General features: G+C 40.7%; 13 protein-coding genes. 7 read left to right on the forward strand and 6 right to left on the reverse strand.

Annotated elements, in window-relative coordinates:
• Positions 1 to 39 precede the first annotated feature (39 nt).
• Positions 40 to 528, reverse strand: a complete 489-nt coding sequence (locus tag AAEU28_RS19300) for a GNAT family N-acetyltransferase (RefSeq protein WP_421965556.1) — start codon at positions 526 to 528, stop codon at positions 40 to 42.
• Positions 525 to 1,133, reverse strand: a complete 609-nt coding sequence (locus AAEU28_RS19305) for a TetR/AcrR family transcriptional regulator (RefSeq protein ID WP_421965557.1) — start codon at positions 1,131 to 1,133, stop codon at positions 525 to 527. The genes AAEU28_RS19300 and AAEU28_RS19305 overlap by 4 nt, the downstream gene beginning before the upstream one ends.
• Positions 1,134 to 1,554: 421 nt before the next feature.
• Here AAEU28_RS19305 and AAEU28_RS19310 point away from each other — a divergent pair, with 421 nt between their 5' ends.
• From AAEU28_RS19310 to AAEU28_RS19320, 3 genes are all read left to right on the forward strand, one after another.
• Entirely contained in the window at positions 1,555 to 1,848 is a 294-nt protein-coding gene (locus AAEU28_RS19310) for an MBL fold metallo-hydrolase (protein ID WP_421965558.1), read from the forward strand.
• A 203-nt stretch (positions 1,849 to 2,051) separates the two neighbouring features.
• On the forward strand, positions 2,052 to 3,914 hold the full coding sequence (locus AAEU28_RS19315) for a S8 family peptidase (protein ID WP_421965559.1): 1,863 nt from the start codon (positions 2,052 to 2,054) through the stop codon (positions 3,912 to 3,914).
• Positions 3,915 to 4,190: 276 nt separating this feature from the next.
• The gene (locus AAEU28_RS19320) at positions 4,191 to 6,293 is read left to right on the forward strand and encodes a cache domain-containing protein (RefSeq protein ID WP_421965560.1); all 2,103 of its coding nucleotides are present in this window, start codon (positions 4,191 to 4,193) and stop codon (positions 6,291 to 6,293) included.
• A gap of 275 nt (positions 6,294 to 6,568) precedes the next feature.
• On the opposite strand, the gene AAEU28_RS19325 is transcribed toward AAEU28_RS19320, so the two are convergent.
• Positions 6,569 to 8,392, reverse strand: a complete 1,824-nt coding sequence (locus AAEU28_RS19325) for a PKD domain-containing protein (protein WP_421965561.1) — start codon at positions 8,390 to 8,392, stop codon at positions 6,569 to 6,571.
• Between the two features lie 263 nt (positions 8,393 to 8,655).
• On the reverse strand, positions 8,656 to 10,092 hold the full coding sequence (locus tag AAEU28_RS19330) for a chitinase (protein WP_421965562.1): 1,437 nt from the start codon (positions 10,090 to 10,092) through the stop codon (positions 8,656 to 8,658).
• Positions 10,093 to 10,193: 101 nt separating this feature from the next.
• On the opposite strand from AAEU28_RS19330, the gene AAEU28_RS19335 reads away from it, so the two are divergent.
• On the forward strand, positions 10,194 to 10,322 hold the full coding sequence (locus AAEU28_RS19335) for a hypothetical protein (protein ID WP_421965563.1): 129 nt from the start codon (positions 10,194 to 10,196) through the stop codon (positions 10,320 to 10,322).
• 147 nt (positions 10,323 to 10,469) lie between these two features.
• Here the strand turns inward: AAEU28_RS19335 and AAEU28_RS19340 are convergent, their stop codons facing one another.
• A complete protein-coding gene (locus AAEU28_RS19340; protein ID WP_421965564.1) occupies positions 10,470 to 10,607 on the reverse strand; it encodes a hypothetical protein in 138 nt (45 codons plus the stop codon).
• 262 nt (positions 10,608 to 10,869) lie between these two features.
• Between AAEU28_RS19340 and AAEU28_RS19345 the strand changes: the two genes are divergently transcribed.
• Positions 10,870 to 11,658, forward strand: a complete 789-nt coding sequence (locus tag AAEU28_RS19345; RefSeq protein ID WP_421965565.1) for a thioesterase family protein — start codon at positions 10,870 to 10,872, stop codon at positions 11,656 to 11,658.
• Positions 11,659 to 11,697: 39 nt separating this feature from the next.
• Here AAEU28_RS19345 and AAEU28_RS19350 read toward each other — a convergent pair whose 3' ends face one another.
• Entirely contained in the window at positions 11,698 to 14,550 is a 2,853-nt protein-coding gene (locus tag AAEU28_RS19350) for a hypothetical protein (protein WP_421965566.1), read from the reverse strand.
• Positions 14,551 to 14,895: 345 nt separating this feature from the next.
• Between AAEU28_RS19350 and AAEU28_RS19355 the strand changes: the two genes are divergently transcribed.
• Both AAEU28_RS19355 and AAEU28_RS19360 read left to right on the forward strand, forming a co-directional pair.
• Complete coding sequence (locus AAEU28_RS19355; protein WP_421965567.1) at positions 14,896 to 16,377, forward strand: methyl-accepting chemotaxis protein; 1,482 nt, start codon at positions 14,896 to 14,898, stop codon at positions 16,375 to 16,377.
• Positions 16,367 to 16,900: a DUF6436 domain-containing protein gene (locus tag AAEU28_RS19360; protein WP_421965568.1), complete on the forward strand. Its 534-nt coding sequence runs from the start codon at positions 16,367 to 16,369 to the stop codon at positions 16,898 to 16,900. The genes AAEU28_RS19355 and AAEU28_RS19360 overlap by 11 nt, the downstream gene beginning before the upstream one ends.
• The last annotated feature ends 10 nt before the right edge of the window (positions 16,901 to 16,910 follow it).

Consider the following 16,910-nt stretch of genomic DNA (forward strand, 5'->3'; position numbering starts at 1 on the left):
AGGTGTTTTGCGGCTAATACCAATCCTCTAGGATTGGTATTATTCATCGCTCAGCCACTTATACATAATGAGACTATCTACATAACCTAACTTCGGGTGATTATAGGCTTTTGGTATTATGCCAATAATTTCATAGCCGAGCTTTTGCCAAAGCGATACCGCAACGGTATTACTCGAGACCACTGAGTTAAACTGCATGGCCTTAAAACCAAGCGCTCGGGCGATTTCTTGAGAGTGCTCACAAAGTTGTCTTGCTATTCCTTTTCCTGCAGCCAAAGGTGAGACCATATAGCCGCAATTACAAATGTGTGAGCTTGGCCCCATGGCATTGGCTTTTAAATAATAACTCGCTAGTACTTGTTCTTGCTCTTCGTAAACGAAAGACTTTAGCGGCGCTTCACACCACAGTGAATATGCGCTCGACTCGTTCATATCTGGATCAAAGGCATAAGTCTCTTGTGCTTGAATAATACTCTGAAAAGTCGGCCAAAATGCTGAAAAATCTGCGTGTGTCATTGCTCTTATCATATTGGCCTCTCGTTTTTTGTATATCGCGCTAAAAACATAGTAATTGTTTGTTCGATAATATGCTTTTGCTGTTCAGGCGTTGGCTTTTCGAATCCATATAAGTGCGGATAAAAAATAAACGACTTAAGCTGAAAAAGAAACTGTTTTGCTGCAAATTCAATGTCATCTATGGCTAATGCGTTGGCATCGACGGCATCTTTTAAGAAGGCCTCGATAAAAGTCATGCAGCCCACTTTGTTGCTACCAAGTTGTGAGGCTAATTCAGAATCTTTTAGCATCTGCATAAAGGCAATTTTCGCAATGCGCAAGAAATTGTCTGAAGTCAGTAGCTGTACTTCTTGCTCTGCAATGAGTTGTAATTGCGCATGCAAGGGTTTGCTCGGGTCAAAAACCACCGCTTCTGTCGTCATTAACTCGTCTTTCATTTTGAATAAAATCGCGTGAAACAGCTGATCTTTAGTATCGAAATGGTTATAAACCGTGCGCTTTGATACTTTGGCAAGCTTAGCTATGTCGTCCATGCTGGTGGCGTCGACGCCCTGCTCATAAAACAATTGCTCTGCGGCAGCTAAAATGTGCAATTTTTTCTGATCAGATAATTTCATAATTTTCCTCTCGATAACCGCCTTATTCTAAATCCAAATTAAAAAAGTTGCACTCAGTAGTTTACTTTTGTTTGGTGCATTAAAGAAAGTATCTATTTCAGTGGTGACTCTGGCTACTTTGATGGCTTTAAGAAAATTGGCGAGAAGTACGGCCCGTTTGATTTAACTTAATACCCAAACCACATAAAGATACGAGATTCAGCGAGGATTGATTGGCTTTCAGGCAAGGCATCGATTTGAAGATCTAGTGGTTCTAAATCGAAAATTGATAACGAAGTATGAAAGCCAATCAAACTCGCCCAAGTGAGCGTGTCTTCCGCCCCATTTCATCGTCAAAGAACTTGGAAAGGACTTGTCATTACGCTGCATTCTTTTCCTTGAACTACGGCAGAAGTCATCGCTCTGAATCATGCATCTTGATATGGTTTGGGTATATGAAACGGGCGCTTATGATAAAGACTGGGCCGATATTCATATGACACCAGAGCAAAGCTTACAAGCACACTTTGATTTACAAAGTAAAGTGATGGTGCCGGTGCACAATGGCACGTTTGATTTAGCATTTCATGCATGGTTCGAACCATTGGAGCGCGTGTCAAAAGCGGCGGATGAGCATCATGCTGTGATTAGAACACCCATAACTGGAGAAATTTTCAATTCAGAAAAGAAATTTGTGCAAACTTTTTGGTGGAAGCCACTTTTGCCAAGTATGTAACTAAAATTTAACAATGTTGATTGTGTCAAATTTATTAAATTAAATAATTGAATCTAATGAATAAAATGCTTGAATGTAAAGTTATGGGTACGAATTTAAAGATGAGAAAGTTTAAATTTATGTAAATAAAATGTGATCTTTAAGGTTCCTTGCGCTATGGTTTGAGTGATTTTTAATCAAACAACAAAGTAAAAGGAATCATTATGCGTAAATTATCGACTCTAGCATTTGCTATCGGTGCAATTGTATCTGGTCAAGCTGTAGCTCAAGCAGAACTAAAACAAGTTTCTGCAAGCAAAGCCATTCCAAATCAATACATTGTAGTATTTAAAACCCCTTCAGTTTTAAATATTCAAAGCGCTGATGCAGTAGCAAGTTATGCTGAGCAGGCCAGCCAAAAACTCGTAAATAGCTATAACGTAGATGTATCACGCAAGTTTGCTGGTTCTTTAAATGGTGTGGTTGTGAATGCATCTGCAAACCAAGTTCAAGACTTACTGAATAACCCTGATGTTGACTATATCGAGCAAGATCAGATTGTGAGTGTGTCTCCTCTAGCAGCAACCAATGTTGATCAGGGAAATGCAATTTGGGGTTTAGACCGTGTTGACCAACGTTCACTACCACTTAACTCAAACTATCATTATGACTACGATGGTGCGGGTGTAACGGCTTATGTTATCGATACCGGTGTCCTAATTTCTCACAACGAATTTGGTGGCCGAGCATCACATGGTTACGACTTCGTCGATAACGATGCAGATGCAACAGACTGTAACGGTCATGGTACTCACGTAGCGGGTACAATTGGCGGTAGCCAGTACGGTGTTGCAAAGAATGTGAATATCGTTGGTATCAAAGTACTAGGGTGTACTGGTTCAGGTACTAACTCAGGCGTTATTGCAGGTGTTGATTGGGTGAAAAACAATGCGTCTGGCCCGTCTGTTGCTAACATGAGTTTAGGTGGTGGTGTTTCACAAGCGCTTGATGATGCAGTTAACTCTGCAGTTGCTGCAGGTGTAACCTTTGTTGTTGCTGCTGGTAATGACAACTCAAATGCATGTAACTATTCACCAGCACGTGCTGCTGATGCTATTACAGTTGGTTCAACAACGAGCAGTGATAGCCGCTCAAGCTTCTCTAACTATGGTAGTTGTTTAGATATTTACGCGCCGGGTTCAAGCATTAAGTCAGCTTGGTACAACTCTAACACGTCGACTAATACCATCAGTGGTACATCAATGGCTGCACCTCATGTTGCTGGTGTTGCAGCACTTTATCTTGATGAAGATAGTACGCGTACGCCAGCGCAAATTGATTCTCTTTTAAGTAGCCGCAGTTCGAAGAATAAAGTCAGTGATGCAAAATCAGGTTCGCCAAATGAACTTCTTTACAGCTTATCGGGGGATGGTGGTCCGGTTGACCCAGTTGACCCTGATCCAGTGCTTGAAGATGGTGTTGCTGTGAGTATCTCTGGTGCTAATGGCTCTGAAAGCTTCTTCACATTTGAAGTACCAGCGAATACGTCGGGTGTGACATTTAATATGTCTGGTGGTTCGGGTGATGCAGACCTTTATGTTCAACAAGGTACTAAGCCTACACAATCATCATATAGCTGTCGTCCATACAAAAACGGTAATGAAGAAACCTGTACTTTTAATAACCCAGCTGCTGGTACGTGGCATGTAATGGTTCGTGGTTATAGTGCGTATGCTGGTGTATCGCTGGTAGCAAAAACTTCATCGGGTGGTGGCTGTAGCGCCAACTGTCTTGACAATGGTGTACCAGTAACCGGTGTTTCTGGATCACGTAACTCTGAAGTTATTTACACAATTGATGTACCTGCAGGCGTTACACTAAATGTAAATACATCAGGTGGTTCTGGTGATGCAGACCTTTATGTTCGTAAAGGAGTAGCACCAACAACGGGTACATATGACTGCCGCCCTTATCGTAGTGGTAACAATGAGAGTTGTAGCTTGAGCTCTGGCACGGGCGGTACTTACTACATCATGCTTCGTGGTTACAGTGCTTATAGTGGTTTGACGCTTCAAGCTAGCTACTAAATTTAAACGTTTTAAGTCCAATTAATTAAGTCGTTAAGTAAAAGCGCATAAAGCAATCTGTTTTATGCGCTTTTTATTTTTTATAACCCTTTTAGATAAGAATCTGTGTAAAACTCAAATAACTTCTCTGTTTTAGTTAAAATGTTAACAATATGTATTGCTTCGGCTTCATATTTCTACCTTAATTCCATATTAGAATTGTTTTGATAGGGCAATATCGCCTGAATTTTAGTGAATTAATATTTTTGAAAATTTAAACACAGATTGGAAAACAGCGTGCGTGTAAAAGATCCCTGGGATAACCAATTAACTAAACCACTTTTGACTTTATTTTTAATTATTTCTGTTTGTGGTTTTATCTTAAATAGCTTTTATCAAATCCAGCAGACTCGGTCTTTTAGTGAAGGCGTTCGTGAGCAAGTCAAAACCCAGACTTTAAATGCCGCGGCAGAAGTGGGTAGTGAACTAGAAAAAATCATGACAAGTGTTGATAGGTTTGCCCGTGAAGTCACGGCAACGCCAGATAAAACATTTGTGTTAAAGCTGTTAGAAGACGAGTTTGCCGTCAATGAAGATATTTATTCTTTAAATGTGACCTTTCATCCATATCAATACCAGCCTAATATCCGATATTTTAGCCCCTATTATGAAAGGTTAACGGGGGTCGAGCGTAAATATAACTTGGTTGATTATGACAAGCCTTATAAAGAATTTAGCTGGTATCACAGGCCGTTAAAAGAGGGGCCTATCTGGACTGAACCGTATTACGAGCCGCAAAACAATGTGTTGATGACGACTTACTCGGTGCCTTTTTATCAATATAAAAATGCCAAACGAGAAGGGAAAATGCCAGTGGGAGTGGTGCCCTCTGATATATCGTTGGATCATTTAACTGCTTCACTGAAAGAGCTAGACTTGGGACTTGGCGGTTATGGTATTTTATTTTCTAAGCAACAAAACCTAATCTCTCACCCTGTATTTAGCCATGTCAGAGAAATGGAAAACTTACAAGACTTAGTGTCAGAGACTGAGTTTGCTTATCTCTCTAAAATATCAGGGTGCTTTGAAGGCGATTTAGATTACCTGTTTTTTAATGGTGAAACACTTGATAACAGCGAGCATTATGCTGCTTGTACAAAAGTGCCTCACACAAATTGGACATTGATCACTCGGATGTCTTCTGACATGTTTTACATGGACAGAGACGAGCGTCGTCAAAATAATATTCATATTATTGCTTGGGGCGCAGCTTCATTTATCTTTCTTATTTTATTGATGACGAAAGTAAGAAAGCTGACTTGGACACAAAACAATGTGCTGTTGTCAGTGACATTGATACTGAGTACATCACTTGTACTTGAGTTTGCCAGGAGTTTTAAAACCCTTGAACGCGCTGATAATGTCGTGATCACAACACAAGCACAAAGAGAGGCGTTTTCAACGAGCTACAGTGACAGGATGGAAACAATGCATGTTGCGCAGCCTGAGTATGTAGCAACGGGTTTGTATGTTGAGTCACTTGAGTTTGTAAATGCCAATAACGTGCATTTGACAGGCCATGCTTGGCAAAAGCTAACGGCTTCTCAGAAAGCCTTTATTGAGCCTAAGTTGGCTTTTAATCATACCGTTAACAGTAAAATTGAACAGGCCTATCGGCAGGATTTAAAAGATGGCGGTGTGTTAGTTGGCTGGCATTTCTCTATCGAAACTAGGCAGCAGTTTGATTACAGTAAATACCCGTTTGATCATAAGAGCATAGAACTGAGTTTTAATGAAGCTGATATGGGCGGCAATGTTATTTTAGTGCCGGATCTTGAGTCGTATGAAAAACTGTCAAAAATGGATAACCCAGCAGTATCTCCCGATATAGTGCTTGATGAGTGGCAGTTAAAGAGCAGTTACTTCAAGTATCGATTTGAAAGTTACAATACTAATTTTGGTTTAGATACTTTTTATAACCAAAATGTCGCGCCCGAGCTTAACTATAACATTAACATTGAGCGTGAATTTATCGGACCATTTGTGACGACGCTTTTGCCTGTAATGGTCATGGTATGCCTGTTGTATGCATGTGTTGTGAGTATGAAGTACACACCTTATGGTGACTTGCGTAACAATATAACCGCAGTTGTTTTCACGATTTTACTTGCCCATTACAGTATTAGAGAGCACTTACAAATTGATGAAGTGGTCTATTTTGAGATCTTTTACTTCTTACTTTATTTGGTATCGTCATTGTTTATGCTGATAGCACATCAATATTATAAAGCGAAAGAAGAAACCGGAGATGGGCGAGTATACAAACGTTTAGCCAATATTTGGTTTTGGCCAGTGATGACAATCTCAATTTTTATTATCACTATACTGACCTATTACTAAAGTTCTAAGTGCAAAAAAGGCGACCATGTATCCTCATAGTCGCCTTTGCTAGCAGTTGTTAATAAACCTGAGCTCTGGATAATAAATCTATCTCTAGCGACAATTTTTAACGCTAACTGTGTTGAATTTACTTGCAATAGGCTAGCTATTGACGCGTAAATTCGCCTTGTTATCCTTAAAAAGTTTCCGGCTACAGACTTGAAAAATTATTTATCAATTTAATACCTGAACGTTGGTAAATCTCTTAACCAAAGTTCAGGTTAATAAAGGAAAAATTAATTAGCTGCAGCCGTTAAGCTTACGCCACTATAAGTGCTATAGCCTCTCAGCATAACGTGGTATCTACCTGCACCCGAGCTCACTGCACAAGTTTCTTCATTACCCCAGCGATAAGGTCGGCAATCATAAGTTGTTCGAGTAGGTTCGCTGCCCTTACGGACATATAAGTCAACGTCACCTGAACCGCCAGTTATCACAATGGTGGCACCTGACATACCTGCTGGTACATCAAAGTAGAAGAATTGCTCATTGTTTCTATCGCCATTTAACCCAGTTTTAGCTACGCCATCTTTAAGTAGTTTAGGGTCTGTACCATCATCGACAGCAAGTGTATAGGTTTTGCTTGCTGTTGCGCCTGTTTCATCAGTGATGGTGAGCGTAGCCGAGTATTCACCAGCTACAGTGTATGTATGACTTACATTTGTGCCAAAGCCGTTGGCAGAGCCATCACCGTATTGCCACTCGTATTGCGTAATAGCGCCATTTGGTGAAGTTGATCGGCTGCCATCAAAACTACAGCTCATTAGGTTACAGTTAATATCGAAGTCAGCGATTGGTTGTGGGTCAACTGTGCCATTATCACCAGAAGGTACTTGGCCATTGAAATGACTCGAAACCTGAGGCCAAATTAAACTGATCTTTGCGCCCTTGTTAGTGCATCCACCTAAATGGTGAAGTGCGATAACATTGTTTGTTGCTGCAGCAAGTACCGGAGAGCCAGAAGAGCCGCCAATCGTATCGCAGTAGTAGCCCAAGTCAGTACCTGTGCCACGGCCATTCGCGTTTGCATTGTTTACAGAGCAAAGACCGTTAGCATCTCTGTCAGATTCAATCGACAGCTCTTTTGGATTACCAGAGCCATGCTGAGGAATGTAAATGCGCTCACCTTGTGTTGCATCACGTACATCTAGACCAAAATAACCAAATGGTGCCGCTTTTGCGAAATCATTAATGGTAAATAACGTATAGTCGAGGGTGTAATCGGTCTTTAATAGATCTTTACCTGTGACTTTTACAACACTCTCTAGCGTATTTCCATCACAACTTGTGTGTTGATAGTTAAACCATACTTCAGTATTTGCCAGTTCAGATGCAGATTCAACACAGTGGTTATTGGTGAACATGCGGTTATCACTGCCAACTCGCCAGCCAGTACATAAACCACTGCCGTTCATAAGTAATCGGGCAACTGGTCGAGAACGTTCAAACTCTGTTGGGTTTGAATTAGCCCAGCATTGCACGTCTCGGCGTTCCATTGCACCACAAGTAGAGGCTATGCCTACATCGGTTTCAATAGACTGTGCAAAGTCATTCTCTGTACCATGGAAGTAACTATCGATTTCAGCATCTGCCAGCGAGATTTGGCTTTGTGCTGCGAAGGTATTATTAATTTGACCAGGCGTGTATTCAACAATCACTTTGTCTGCTGAGACTGACATTGCGTAAAATGATGAAACCCCATCATCGCCCTGCGCTTTTGTAGCGGTGCTCATGTTGAACTCTGTGTACTCATAACGCTCGCTACCATCCTCAGAGCGAACGACTAGTTTGCCGCCATTCTGTAAGTTGATATTCTTAAAGTGCAGCTTGATGTAACTGGCATTTGGGTGTGAAACCGTTTGCGTAATGACCGTTTGGTTCACGGCATTTGCAGTTGCGAATTGACTGTTAAGCGGCAGGTTAAGCTGTGCAGCTTTACCTATTGTGGTTTTTTGTGCTTGTGATGTGTATTTCATCATTTGTGCTTCTGTCAGTGGCGCTTGAGCTGCTACAGACAGTGAAACCGCACTTAACAGCGGCAAGAAGTGGCGTGCTTTCATTATCATATCCTTACAATTACTTGTTTATGGTTTTGGGAACCGAGCATAAAAGTAGCGCATATTTATTGCGGTGTAAAATAAATGTTAACTGAATTTTAACTTTAATTTTACAAGGGATGGTTGTTACGTCGTCGATTTTTTTAAAATGTGGTCAAAATAAAGCAATAAAAAAGGTGATTGATAACATAAATATCAATCACCTATCGGGTAGTTTAATAGCGTGTCGGCCCGTAAACTTATGGATCAATACGGGCGAGTATGGCTTATTTGACTAGCGCCCAAGGTCCGCCATCAGCCTTAGGTTGGTCGCCTTGTGTCCACCATTTCGCGGTGTAAATTGTTTTATTGAAGCTGACCTTGTCACCTTTTAAATACACCTTAGTGTTATCCCATGCCGCAATACCCCCCACTGGTGGTTTATCTTTAGGCGGATCGAGCTTTTCAACCACCGTCACATTTGGCCAATTAACATGAGATTGATAAAAATTAGTGACACACTTTTCATAGTCGCCTGGCACAAGTGCGGAATACGCAGTTTGGTAACCCACTAATTTACACTCGAATGACTGGCCACCTGGGCGGTCTGAGTGATAAGTCCAATCTGCTTCCCAATTAGTGTAGAGTACATCTGCAGAGCCATTTAGATTTAAGCTACCAAAAGGCGTTTGCTGCCAACAGGTATTTTCTTCGTCAGCTTCAATTGGAATGTTGTAATAGTTCGATAAACCTTCCCAGTAACGAATACGGTTTACTGGCTGACCTTTAGTACGGTTTTGCTCGCCACACTCAATGCCCCCATTGATCACATTTATGGTGGTACCAAACCCATAACCAATACCGGCAGCGAGCTCTTTTTGAGAGGGCACCCAAGTTCGATCAATAACATGCAACATGGCGGGCTTTGGCGCTTGAGGCGTTAAGAAAAACCAAATAGCTGAAGCTAAGTTGAGCCAAGAATCAGCAACTAAACCTGGGTTGTTTAGCAGTACAGTTGCATCACCGTTGAACATGACTTCAGAGAAAGCACCGTAATTGAAGTGGTAAGAAAGTTGTTTTGCTCCTCGGCCAAAATAACCTTGACCATCAGCGCATGGCCAGCGACGGTTTTGCCAGTCGTTTTGTCCACACCCTGTCGTGTAACCAGGTTGACCTTCAGACCAGCCCATTTCACGAACATGCACGAGTGCCTGTTGCCACTCTTCTAACTGCTGTGGATTGTCAGAAATATTGTCTTTGGCAATATGTCCACCAGTTTCTTGTGCAAAGTGTGCAAATGCTGTGATGATAGACTTCTTACAAATGGCATCAGAATCACGGCCATCTGTATATTCACCACAAAATGCTGGGAATTTACCTATGGCACGTAAGAAACGCGTATAAGTATATTCAGGGGCAGCCATACCGGTTAAAAAGTCCCATTCTTGCTGACCAAAAACACGCTCAACGCGTTTCACGTTTTCAGGATTATTGGCATTGCTAGGCGTGATCGCTTCAACAATACTGTTGTCACGTGTTTCTAGCGCTTTGGCCCAAATCTGATACATAGGATCTGAGGCTTTTGCGTCACGCGCAGCATTAATTTCTGCTCGCGATAGTAAATAACCGTTTGGGTTGTTTGGATCATCGACAATCGTTAAAGCATTGGCCGAAGCAATTAAACCAACTTGCAACGCAAGTAGTTTGAGAGAATGGTTTTTCATTTGAGTTCCTTTGAATCGCATGTTTCTGAAATAGGTCGCTTAACCTATTTTTAACATTAGATGTCAAATGACATCGCTGTCAAGTGCGCATGTGAACCAATATGAAATTAGCACTCATTGGTGGTGAACCTGTGGGGGGAGGCCTTGCCAATGAGTGCTGGTATCTAGCTTACTCTCATTTACTCAAGTCATATGTATCAGGTTGGGTGCCAACTTTTCAAATTTTGTAAGTTTATGATCTTAATAGCTTTTCGATTTTTTAGAAAAAAGGCATCTGAATGTGCGAAGCAAAATGCACCCATTGTTGCGAATTTTGGGATTTTTGATGCAAAAATAAAGGGGCATCATGCCCCTTTATCAGTCGCTTATGGAGGGTCTTACTTTCCTTTACCTTTTCCTTTTGATTGTTTACCGCAATTACTTTCACCAGCGGCTTCTGTGAGGGCATCTCCTTCCTCCTCAGTAAGTAATCCGTTATTCACTTCAATATTCTTAGCATGGGCTACGCAGCTCACGTATTGGCCATGGTTTTTCCAAAGCACATCGGTGGCAGGGCCTGCACAATTACAAGCATTCGCAACGTATATAAAATGCTAGTTAATTGTTGCGTTAATTCAAATTATTTTTTGGCTAGAGATGAATTTTCAGTGTTTGTTATGGGATTTTTAAAATTAGAAAAGGTAGAAAGTAGTATAAAATTTGGGTGTGGTCGTACCAGTCGGTCTGTGGTATAAAAAACACATACACTTTATCTGATTTCCACTTTAGGTTTTTACTATGAATTTACAAACTGTCCTCTCGCAATTAGAACAAGGGCTGTCAGGGATTGTCCTTCCTAGCTCTTGGTGCCAAGGCCGTACTGCATTTGGAGGCGTATCTGGGGCGCTACTTTTCCAAGCAGTAAAACAAGTTGTAAAGCCAACCCGTCGAGTCTTGTCTATTAGTACAAACTTTATCGGTCCACTGATTGCTGAGCAGCCGTTCGATATTAAAGTCGAAGTGTTACGTGAAGGTAAAAGCGCCTCTCAAGTATTGGCGCGTATTGAACAAGATGGCAGCACCTGTGTACTGGCGCAATTTTGTTTTGGTGAATCTCGTAAGTCAGAGTTACTGGTGAGCAATGATGAAACCCATCAATTAGTTGCGCCTAAGCCTGAACAACGCATTCCTTATATTCCAAATATGACGCCAGAATTTTTTCAGCATGTTGAAATTTGCTTACAACAAGGTGGTATGCCATTTACGGGCGCAATGACATCGCATTTAGGTGGTTGGATGCGTTTTGCTGAGCATGAAGGTTTTCAAGATGAGCTGCAATTGCTGGCATTGAGCGATGCATGGCCGCCGACTATGCTGCAAATGTATCCTCGTCCGGCACCTGCAAGTACCATGAGCTGGTACATTGAATTTTTAAAACCAGTACAATTAGAACAGAGCCAGTGGTTTGGTTTTGAAGCGGTGACACATAACAGCGCTGATGGATACGCGATCGAAGAAGCTAAAATTTGGCACCCAGATGGGGAGCTATTGGCACTGAGTAGACAAACGGTTGCGGTGTTTGCTTAATGCATGAAAAGAAATGGGGCTTCAGTGAAGCCCCATTGATTATGATTGTTTTTTTCTCACTGTAACAAGGCCGATCATCAAGCCTAGTAAGTAGAACAAGCTACCACCTGAGCCACCCCCTTGGCTCTCACTTTTTTGTTCTGCATTTTGGGAAGACGATGAATTACTATTGTCGCTTCCTGTGTTTGTGCTACTACTATCAGAACCAGAGTCACCAGAGCCAGAATCACCAGAACCAGAATCACCAGAACCAGAATCACCAGAACCAGAATCACCAGAACCAGAATCACCAGAACCAGAATCACCAGAACCAGAATCACCTGAGCTTTCTTCTTTTTCTTCTACCTTAAACATTAAAGTATGCTTACTTGAAGCGCCTTCAATGTCATAAGTGGTGATTGGCAATTTAAAATCGCCAGCTTCTGAGAAAGTAATGGTTAACGTATTTTTTGATAGTGTCATATTGTCTAAAACACCATTTAACTCAACGATTATCGGTAAGTCTTTGTCATCAACAAAGTGCTCGGCAAACGTGATTGTTAACTCTTTATCTGTTTTCGCAGCAAACTCTAAATTGTTTATCGCTGTTGGCGCACTATTGTATGTGAGTTGCACTGACAGCTCTGCATTTTGCTCCAGTGAATTGCTGACAGAAACAATGAGACTTTGAGAGTTTGAAGGCTGACCATCAAATTCTAACAAACCCTTTTCAGATAATGACACGCCCGGTAGTGTTTGTGTTGTGACAAACTTAAGGTCCTGACGCTGTTGTTCGCTAAAGTAGGTGGTTAAATCCCAGCTAGTTGGATTGCCTTGGTTTAGAGTTAACTCGACTGATTCAGAGGTTGGTGACAGCTCATTGGTGATAACCATAGTACCTTTTGAGTAAAAGTGTAAGTAATGGTTTCTTTGTGCATATTTTCCCTCATAAAGGTCGAACTCACCAACACGTGAAAAAATACTTTCAGCTTCAGTATCAAGCAGGTAAGTATCTAAAGTGTCGTAGTTTCCAACATCAAAAAACCACAAAGATTGAGTGTCGCTCAACTGAGCTGGACTCATTTTTGGCACTCGGGGTAATGCAATATCTTCTTTAACGAACCCGCTCTCTTCAAGACGGTAGATACCATGTTCACTTATTTTGCCAAACCCCCAGTATGCAGGTAAATAAAAACGCTTATTAACGTAAGTAACTTCTCCATAGTAATCAGTTAGGCTATTAGTAAATATAGGTAAGTCGATAGTTTTATGAAGGCTTAATTGAGCATTATCAAAGAGTAAGTGATGTAATTTTTGCAAATCTCTGTCAAATGCATAAATATTAATGCCATCAACAATATAGCTTGTATGTTTGTTAAGCCTTGTACTCGAAGCTAAATTCAAGTCAAAGACTTGTTTAAAAGCCAACTCTCCGTCGATTACTTCAAATAAGTAATAGTCACCAGCAGAAACAAACACGACTTGAGTGTCAGTTAATGCAAAAACAGCCTGCCACTCTGCAAGTTCAGAGCTGTTTTCAAGAACTAATTTACCATTTTTGAAATTTAAATCAGTCTCGTCTGCGTTCGTCGAAATTAATGTATAAGAGTCATTTTTAACAAATAAAACTTGCTTCCCTAATTTATAAAAACCCTTATACGAAGTAGTTTGATTATGAAGCTGATCAGTCAGTGGGATATCTTTAGTGAATGTTTGTCCACGCTCAGATGAAAGAGCAGATAAAGTGAAAAATCGACCATTGAAGTTTAAGCTACTGCTGTCTCCAATTACTAGATTTGGGTAATAATCAGGGCCACTGGTTTTGAGTCTGCCTTGCTCTTTTTGTCTTTCTATTGAGCTAAAAGAACCATCATTGTTAATGGTATTGACTTTTAAGCTTGTACTTTTTGAATAAAGGCGAAGTGTTTCTTTATCAAGGTTTGGGCTACTCGGCACACAGCCTGCGCATACTTCGGTCGCAGCGTAATTATTATCAGAAGTTAAAGTCAGCTCTAAAAGTTGTGCATAGTTATACGCAAGCAAACGATTGTCAGTGCTGAAGATATCATGCACTGACAAATTATCTGGCAAGAAAGTTTCGCGAGAAACTTCACGGTGGTTAGCCACACGGTTATCGGTTGTTAGTGTTAGCTCAATGACAGTGTCGTAATTATGTATGAGCAGAGTATGGTTAACTGGGTCATATGCACTGGCAATCCTTCCTGGGTATCTGAAATCAAAAGAACCGTTAAACATTTCTTGATAGTTGTTATTTAAATCAAACACTGTTAAGGCATCTTTAGCTATGTGTAAAACCAAGCCTAAATCTGGGTAATGGTGCTGTTTACCTTGGTCGAAATCTTCATCATTTATTGTGACACTGTTTCCTTTAGAGATTGAAAAGTTTGCAGGGTCCCAATAATAAGGTGTGAATTTGGTGACTGCTCTTTCACTATTTTCGTAAGCATAAAAAGCAGAGCTGGTTAGCTGACCTGATGTACTCCATGAATCAGGATTAAACTCTGTGATTTGCTTTTCAACTAGCTTATATTCTTCAGTGATCTGCCAAACAATGATATTACCGGAGAAATCAACCGACAGAAGTGATTTACCATTTTCAGAGAGCGCATATTCCACGGTATTTCTAGCATCTGAGGCAAAATGCAAATGAGGATATTCAGACTTTAAGATAAAGTCATCATCGGTTACTTCAAAAATGCTTAGCCCATCTCGACCATATAAAACGAGCGTAGATGCGTTTAATAAAGTTTTTGAAGAAGTTGCTTCGTATTGATTTATCTCATGTGAATTAATTTTTTTTAGTGTGAGATTGTTCGTATTAAATGTCGCTAAGCAATCTGAGCTAAATAGATAAATGCCTAAAGCGGTAAAAGCTGAGAGTATTGTTTTCATTATATGCTCCTTTAAGAGGAACGAATTCTAACTGGTTTTTAAGGTTTATGCTCTGATATGTCAGCTTTTTATGTAATTTTGCATAGGTCGAGGTTTATCAAACAACCATTTAACCGTTCATCAATCAGAAATAAGTTTTTTATTCATCAGTATCTCTAATATGGTAAGGAGATTAGAGTGCTAGACAGAGTAAACTCTCATCAATTTTTCTGTTCCAGGTACCGTTTTGAACATATATTGAGTAAACAGTCTTGAGCAAAGAAAAAACTTCAATCCAAAGCGTTTTTTGAAACGTAGCTTATACTTATAAAAATTAAAATATTCTAAACTCTATTGGAGATAAGAATGGATTACCCCTGGATAAGTAAAGCAAACAGAATTTTTTCTGGCGTGTTAGTTGCGCAGTTTTTACTCTCCCTCTTTATCGCTTTTTTCACTCAAACCTGGTTTGAGGCCATTGTTATTGGCTTGTTTACTCTGAGCCTCCCTTTATTTCTCATTAAGAGCGCACCGCAATCTTCTATCACTAGATACAGTGTTGGTGTGGCTGTGCAGGTTTTTGCTGCTCTCCATATTCAGCAGACTATGGGTTTAACAGAGCTACACTTTGAAATCTTTGTCATGTTGGCATTCTTGAGCTTTTACCGAGACTGGAAAGTTATTTTGGCGAGTGTGGGTTTTGTTGCTGTTCACCATATCTTGTTCTTTGTGATGCAAGTTCAAGGCTCTGGTGTATTTATATTTGAAGAGGGTCATTTGCTGTTTTATATCTTGATGATCCACGCTATATTCGCCGTTGTTGAAGCTGGTGTGTTGATGTATGTAGCAAAGCACTCTCACCGGGAAGCAGTTGCTGCACATGATTTATCGTCCAGTGTGAAAACCATATTGGCAAATAATGGTAAATTTGATTTAGCCAGCTATCAGCCTAGTGACTCAAAGCAATTGGCTGATTTTAATAAGCTGATTAGTTCATTCTCTAATTTGATTACACAATCAAAACAAGTATCAGACTCCGTGGCAAATATGGCAGAGGAAGTAGCCATTCTTACCGCTCAAGCACAAAGCGCCAGTGAAGATAATGCGAATCAAATCAATTTAATAGCTACGGCTACAGAAGAAATGACGGTAGCCAGTAGTAATGTATCTGGCCAGGTTTCCAGTGCAAATGACAATGCCAATGACGCCTTTATTAATACAAATAAAACGAGATCGATTATCGACAGCTCGGGTCAAAATATAGATACTTTAACTCAAGAGTTAGCAGATACCTCAAACACAATCAGTGAGCTGGCTAATAAATGTAATCAAATTGAAGAGGTCATGAATGCGATTAAATCCATTTCTGATCAAACAAATTTACTTGCTTTAAATGCGGCGATTGAATCTGCAAGGGCAGGTGAGCATGGGCGAGGGTTCGCGGTTGTTGCAGACGAAGTGCGAAAATTGGCTATGAAGACCCGTGAAAATGCCGAACAGATCAGTGATATCACGGCATCTTTAACCTCTGAGGCTTCTTTATCAGTCGAGCAAATGGCTAAGTGTTTAGAGCAAGCGCAAGGTACTGTGACGCAAGCAAATGAAGCATCAGGTATGATGTCAGGTGTTGTGCAAAGTATTCAAAGCATTGTTGATAATATGGCATCTGTGTCGAGTGCCGCGGAGGAGCAAACAACCGTATCTGACAGCATTTCTCAGTCAACTCAGTCACTTGCGAGTAATTCAAAGCACTTGCAAAGCTCTACGGTCGAAATGGGACAAAAATTTGCAAGTATGCAGCAGCAAATCAACAGCTTAAATCAGGAAATGAGTCGATTTGAAGTCTAAGTGGTTGCCAACCCTATTAATTATTTGGGCTGCAGGTTTATTGCTTGCAGTCTTATATGCTGCCAGTAATAAAACTAAATATTTCGACCCTCAAAATGTATTACATCAGTCGGCGCTGTCATTATCTTTCGATACTGTATTTGTTGAAGCGTTATTGAAAGATAATTTAGAACTTGCTGGCAGTGTGATCCATTTTCAACGCAGTGATTGCTTTTGTCAGACTGTGGCGCAAAGTCATATTAATTCGGTAGAAAAGCTCGCTGAAAAACACCAGTTCAACAATGTCACTGTCACGCTAGATGAGCCGGGCATACTAAAAGCGTTTGTTCCCTCAGTACCAGCGGTTGCGGTGATTGACAAAGCTGGCAAGTTAAACTATTTCGGTCCATATTCATCGGGCATGTTTTGCACGGAAGGCGACGGCCTTGTAGAACCGTTTATTGAGAAAGATCAATTAGCTAGGTCTGGTGCAACCGTGATATCACAGAGTCAGGGGTGTTATTGCAACCTAACCTCTGTGTAGATATTTATTA

Origin of the sequence: Pseudoalteromonas sp. SS15, assembly GCF_049257195.1 — a bacterium.
In the GTDB taxonomy this organism is placed as follows: Bacteria; Pseudomonadota; Gammaproteobacteria; order Enterobacterales; family Alteromonadaceae; genus Pseudoalteromonas.

Bases quoted from the DNA above. Each gene is read 5' to 3' on its own strand.
- AAEU28_RS19305 (WP_421965557.1), bottom strand. From the start codon at position 1,133: ATGAAATTATCTGATCAGAAAAAATTGCACATTTTAGCTGCCGCAGAG.
- AAEU28_RS19300 (WP_421965556.1), bottom strand. From the start codon at position 528: ATGATAAGAGCAATGACACACGCAGATTTTTCAGCATTTTGGCCGACT.
- AAEU28_RS19330 (WP_421965562.1), bottom strand. From the start codon at position 10,092: ATGAAAAACCATTCTCTCAAACTACTTGCGTTGCAAGTTGGTTTAATT.
- AAEU28_RS19335 (WP_421965563.1), top strand. From the start codon at position 10,194: ATGAAATTAGCACTCATTGGTGGTGAACCTGTGGGGGGAGGCCTTGCC.
- AAEU28_RS19325 (WP_421965561.1), bottom strand. From the start codon at position 8,392: ATGAAAGCACGCCACTTCTTGCCGCTGTTAAGTGCGGTTTCACTGTCT.
- AAEU28_RS19315 (WP_421965559.1), top strand. From the start codon at position 2,052: ATGCGTAAATTATCGACTCTAGCATTTGCTATCGGTGCAATTGTATCT.
- AAEU28_RS19345 (WP_421965565.1), top strand. From the start codon at position 10,870: ATGAATTTACAAACTGTCCTCTCGCAATTAGAACAAGGGCTGTCAGGG.
- AAEU28_RS19355 (WP_421965567.1), top strand. From the start codon at position 14,896: ATGGATTACCCCTGGATAAGTAAAGCAAACAGAATTTTTTCTGGCGTG.
- AAEU28_RS19310 (WP_421965558.1), top strand. From the start codon at position 1,555: ATGGTTTGGGTATATGAAACGGGCGCTTATGATAAAGACTGGGCCGAT.
- AAEU28_RS19350 (WP_421965566.1), bottom strand. From the start codon at position 14,550: ATGAAAACAATACTCTCAGCTTTTACCGCTTTAGGCATTTATCTATTT.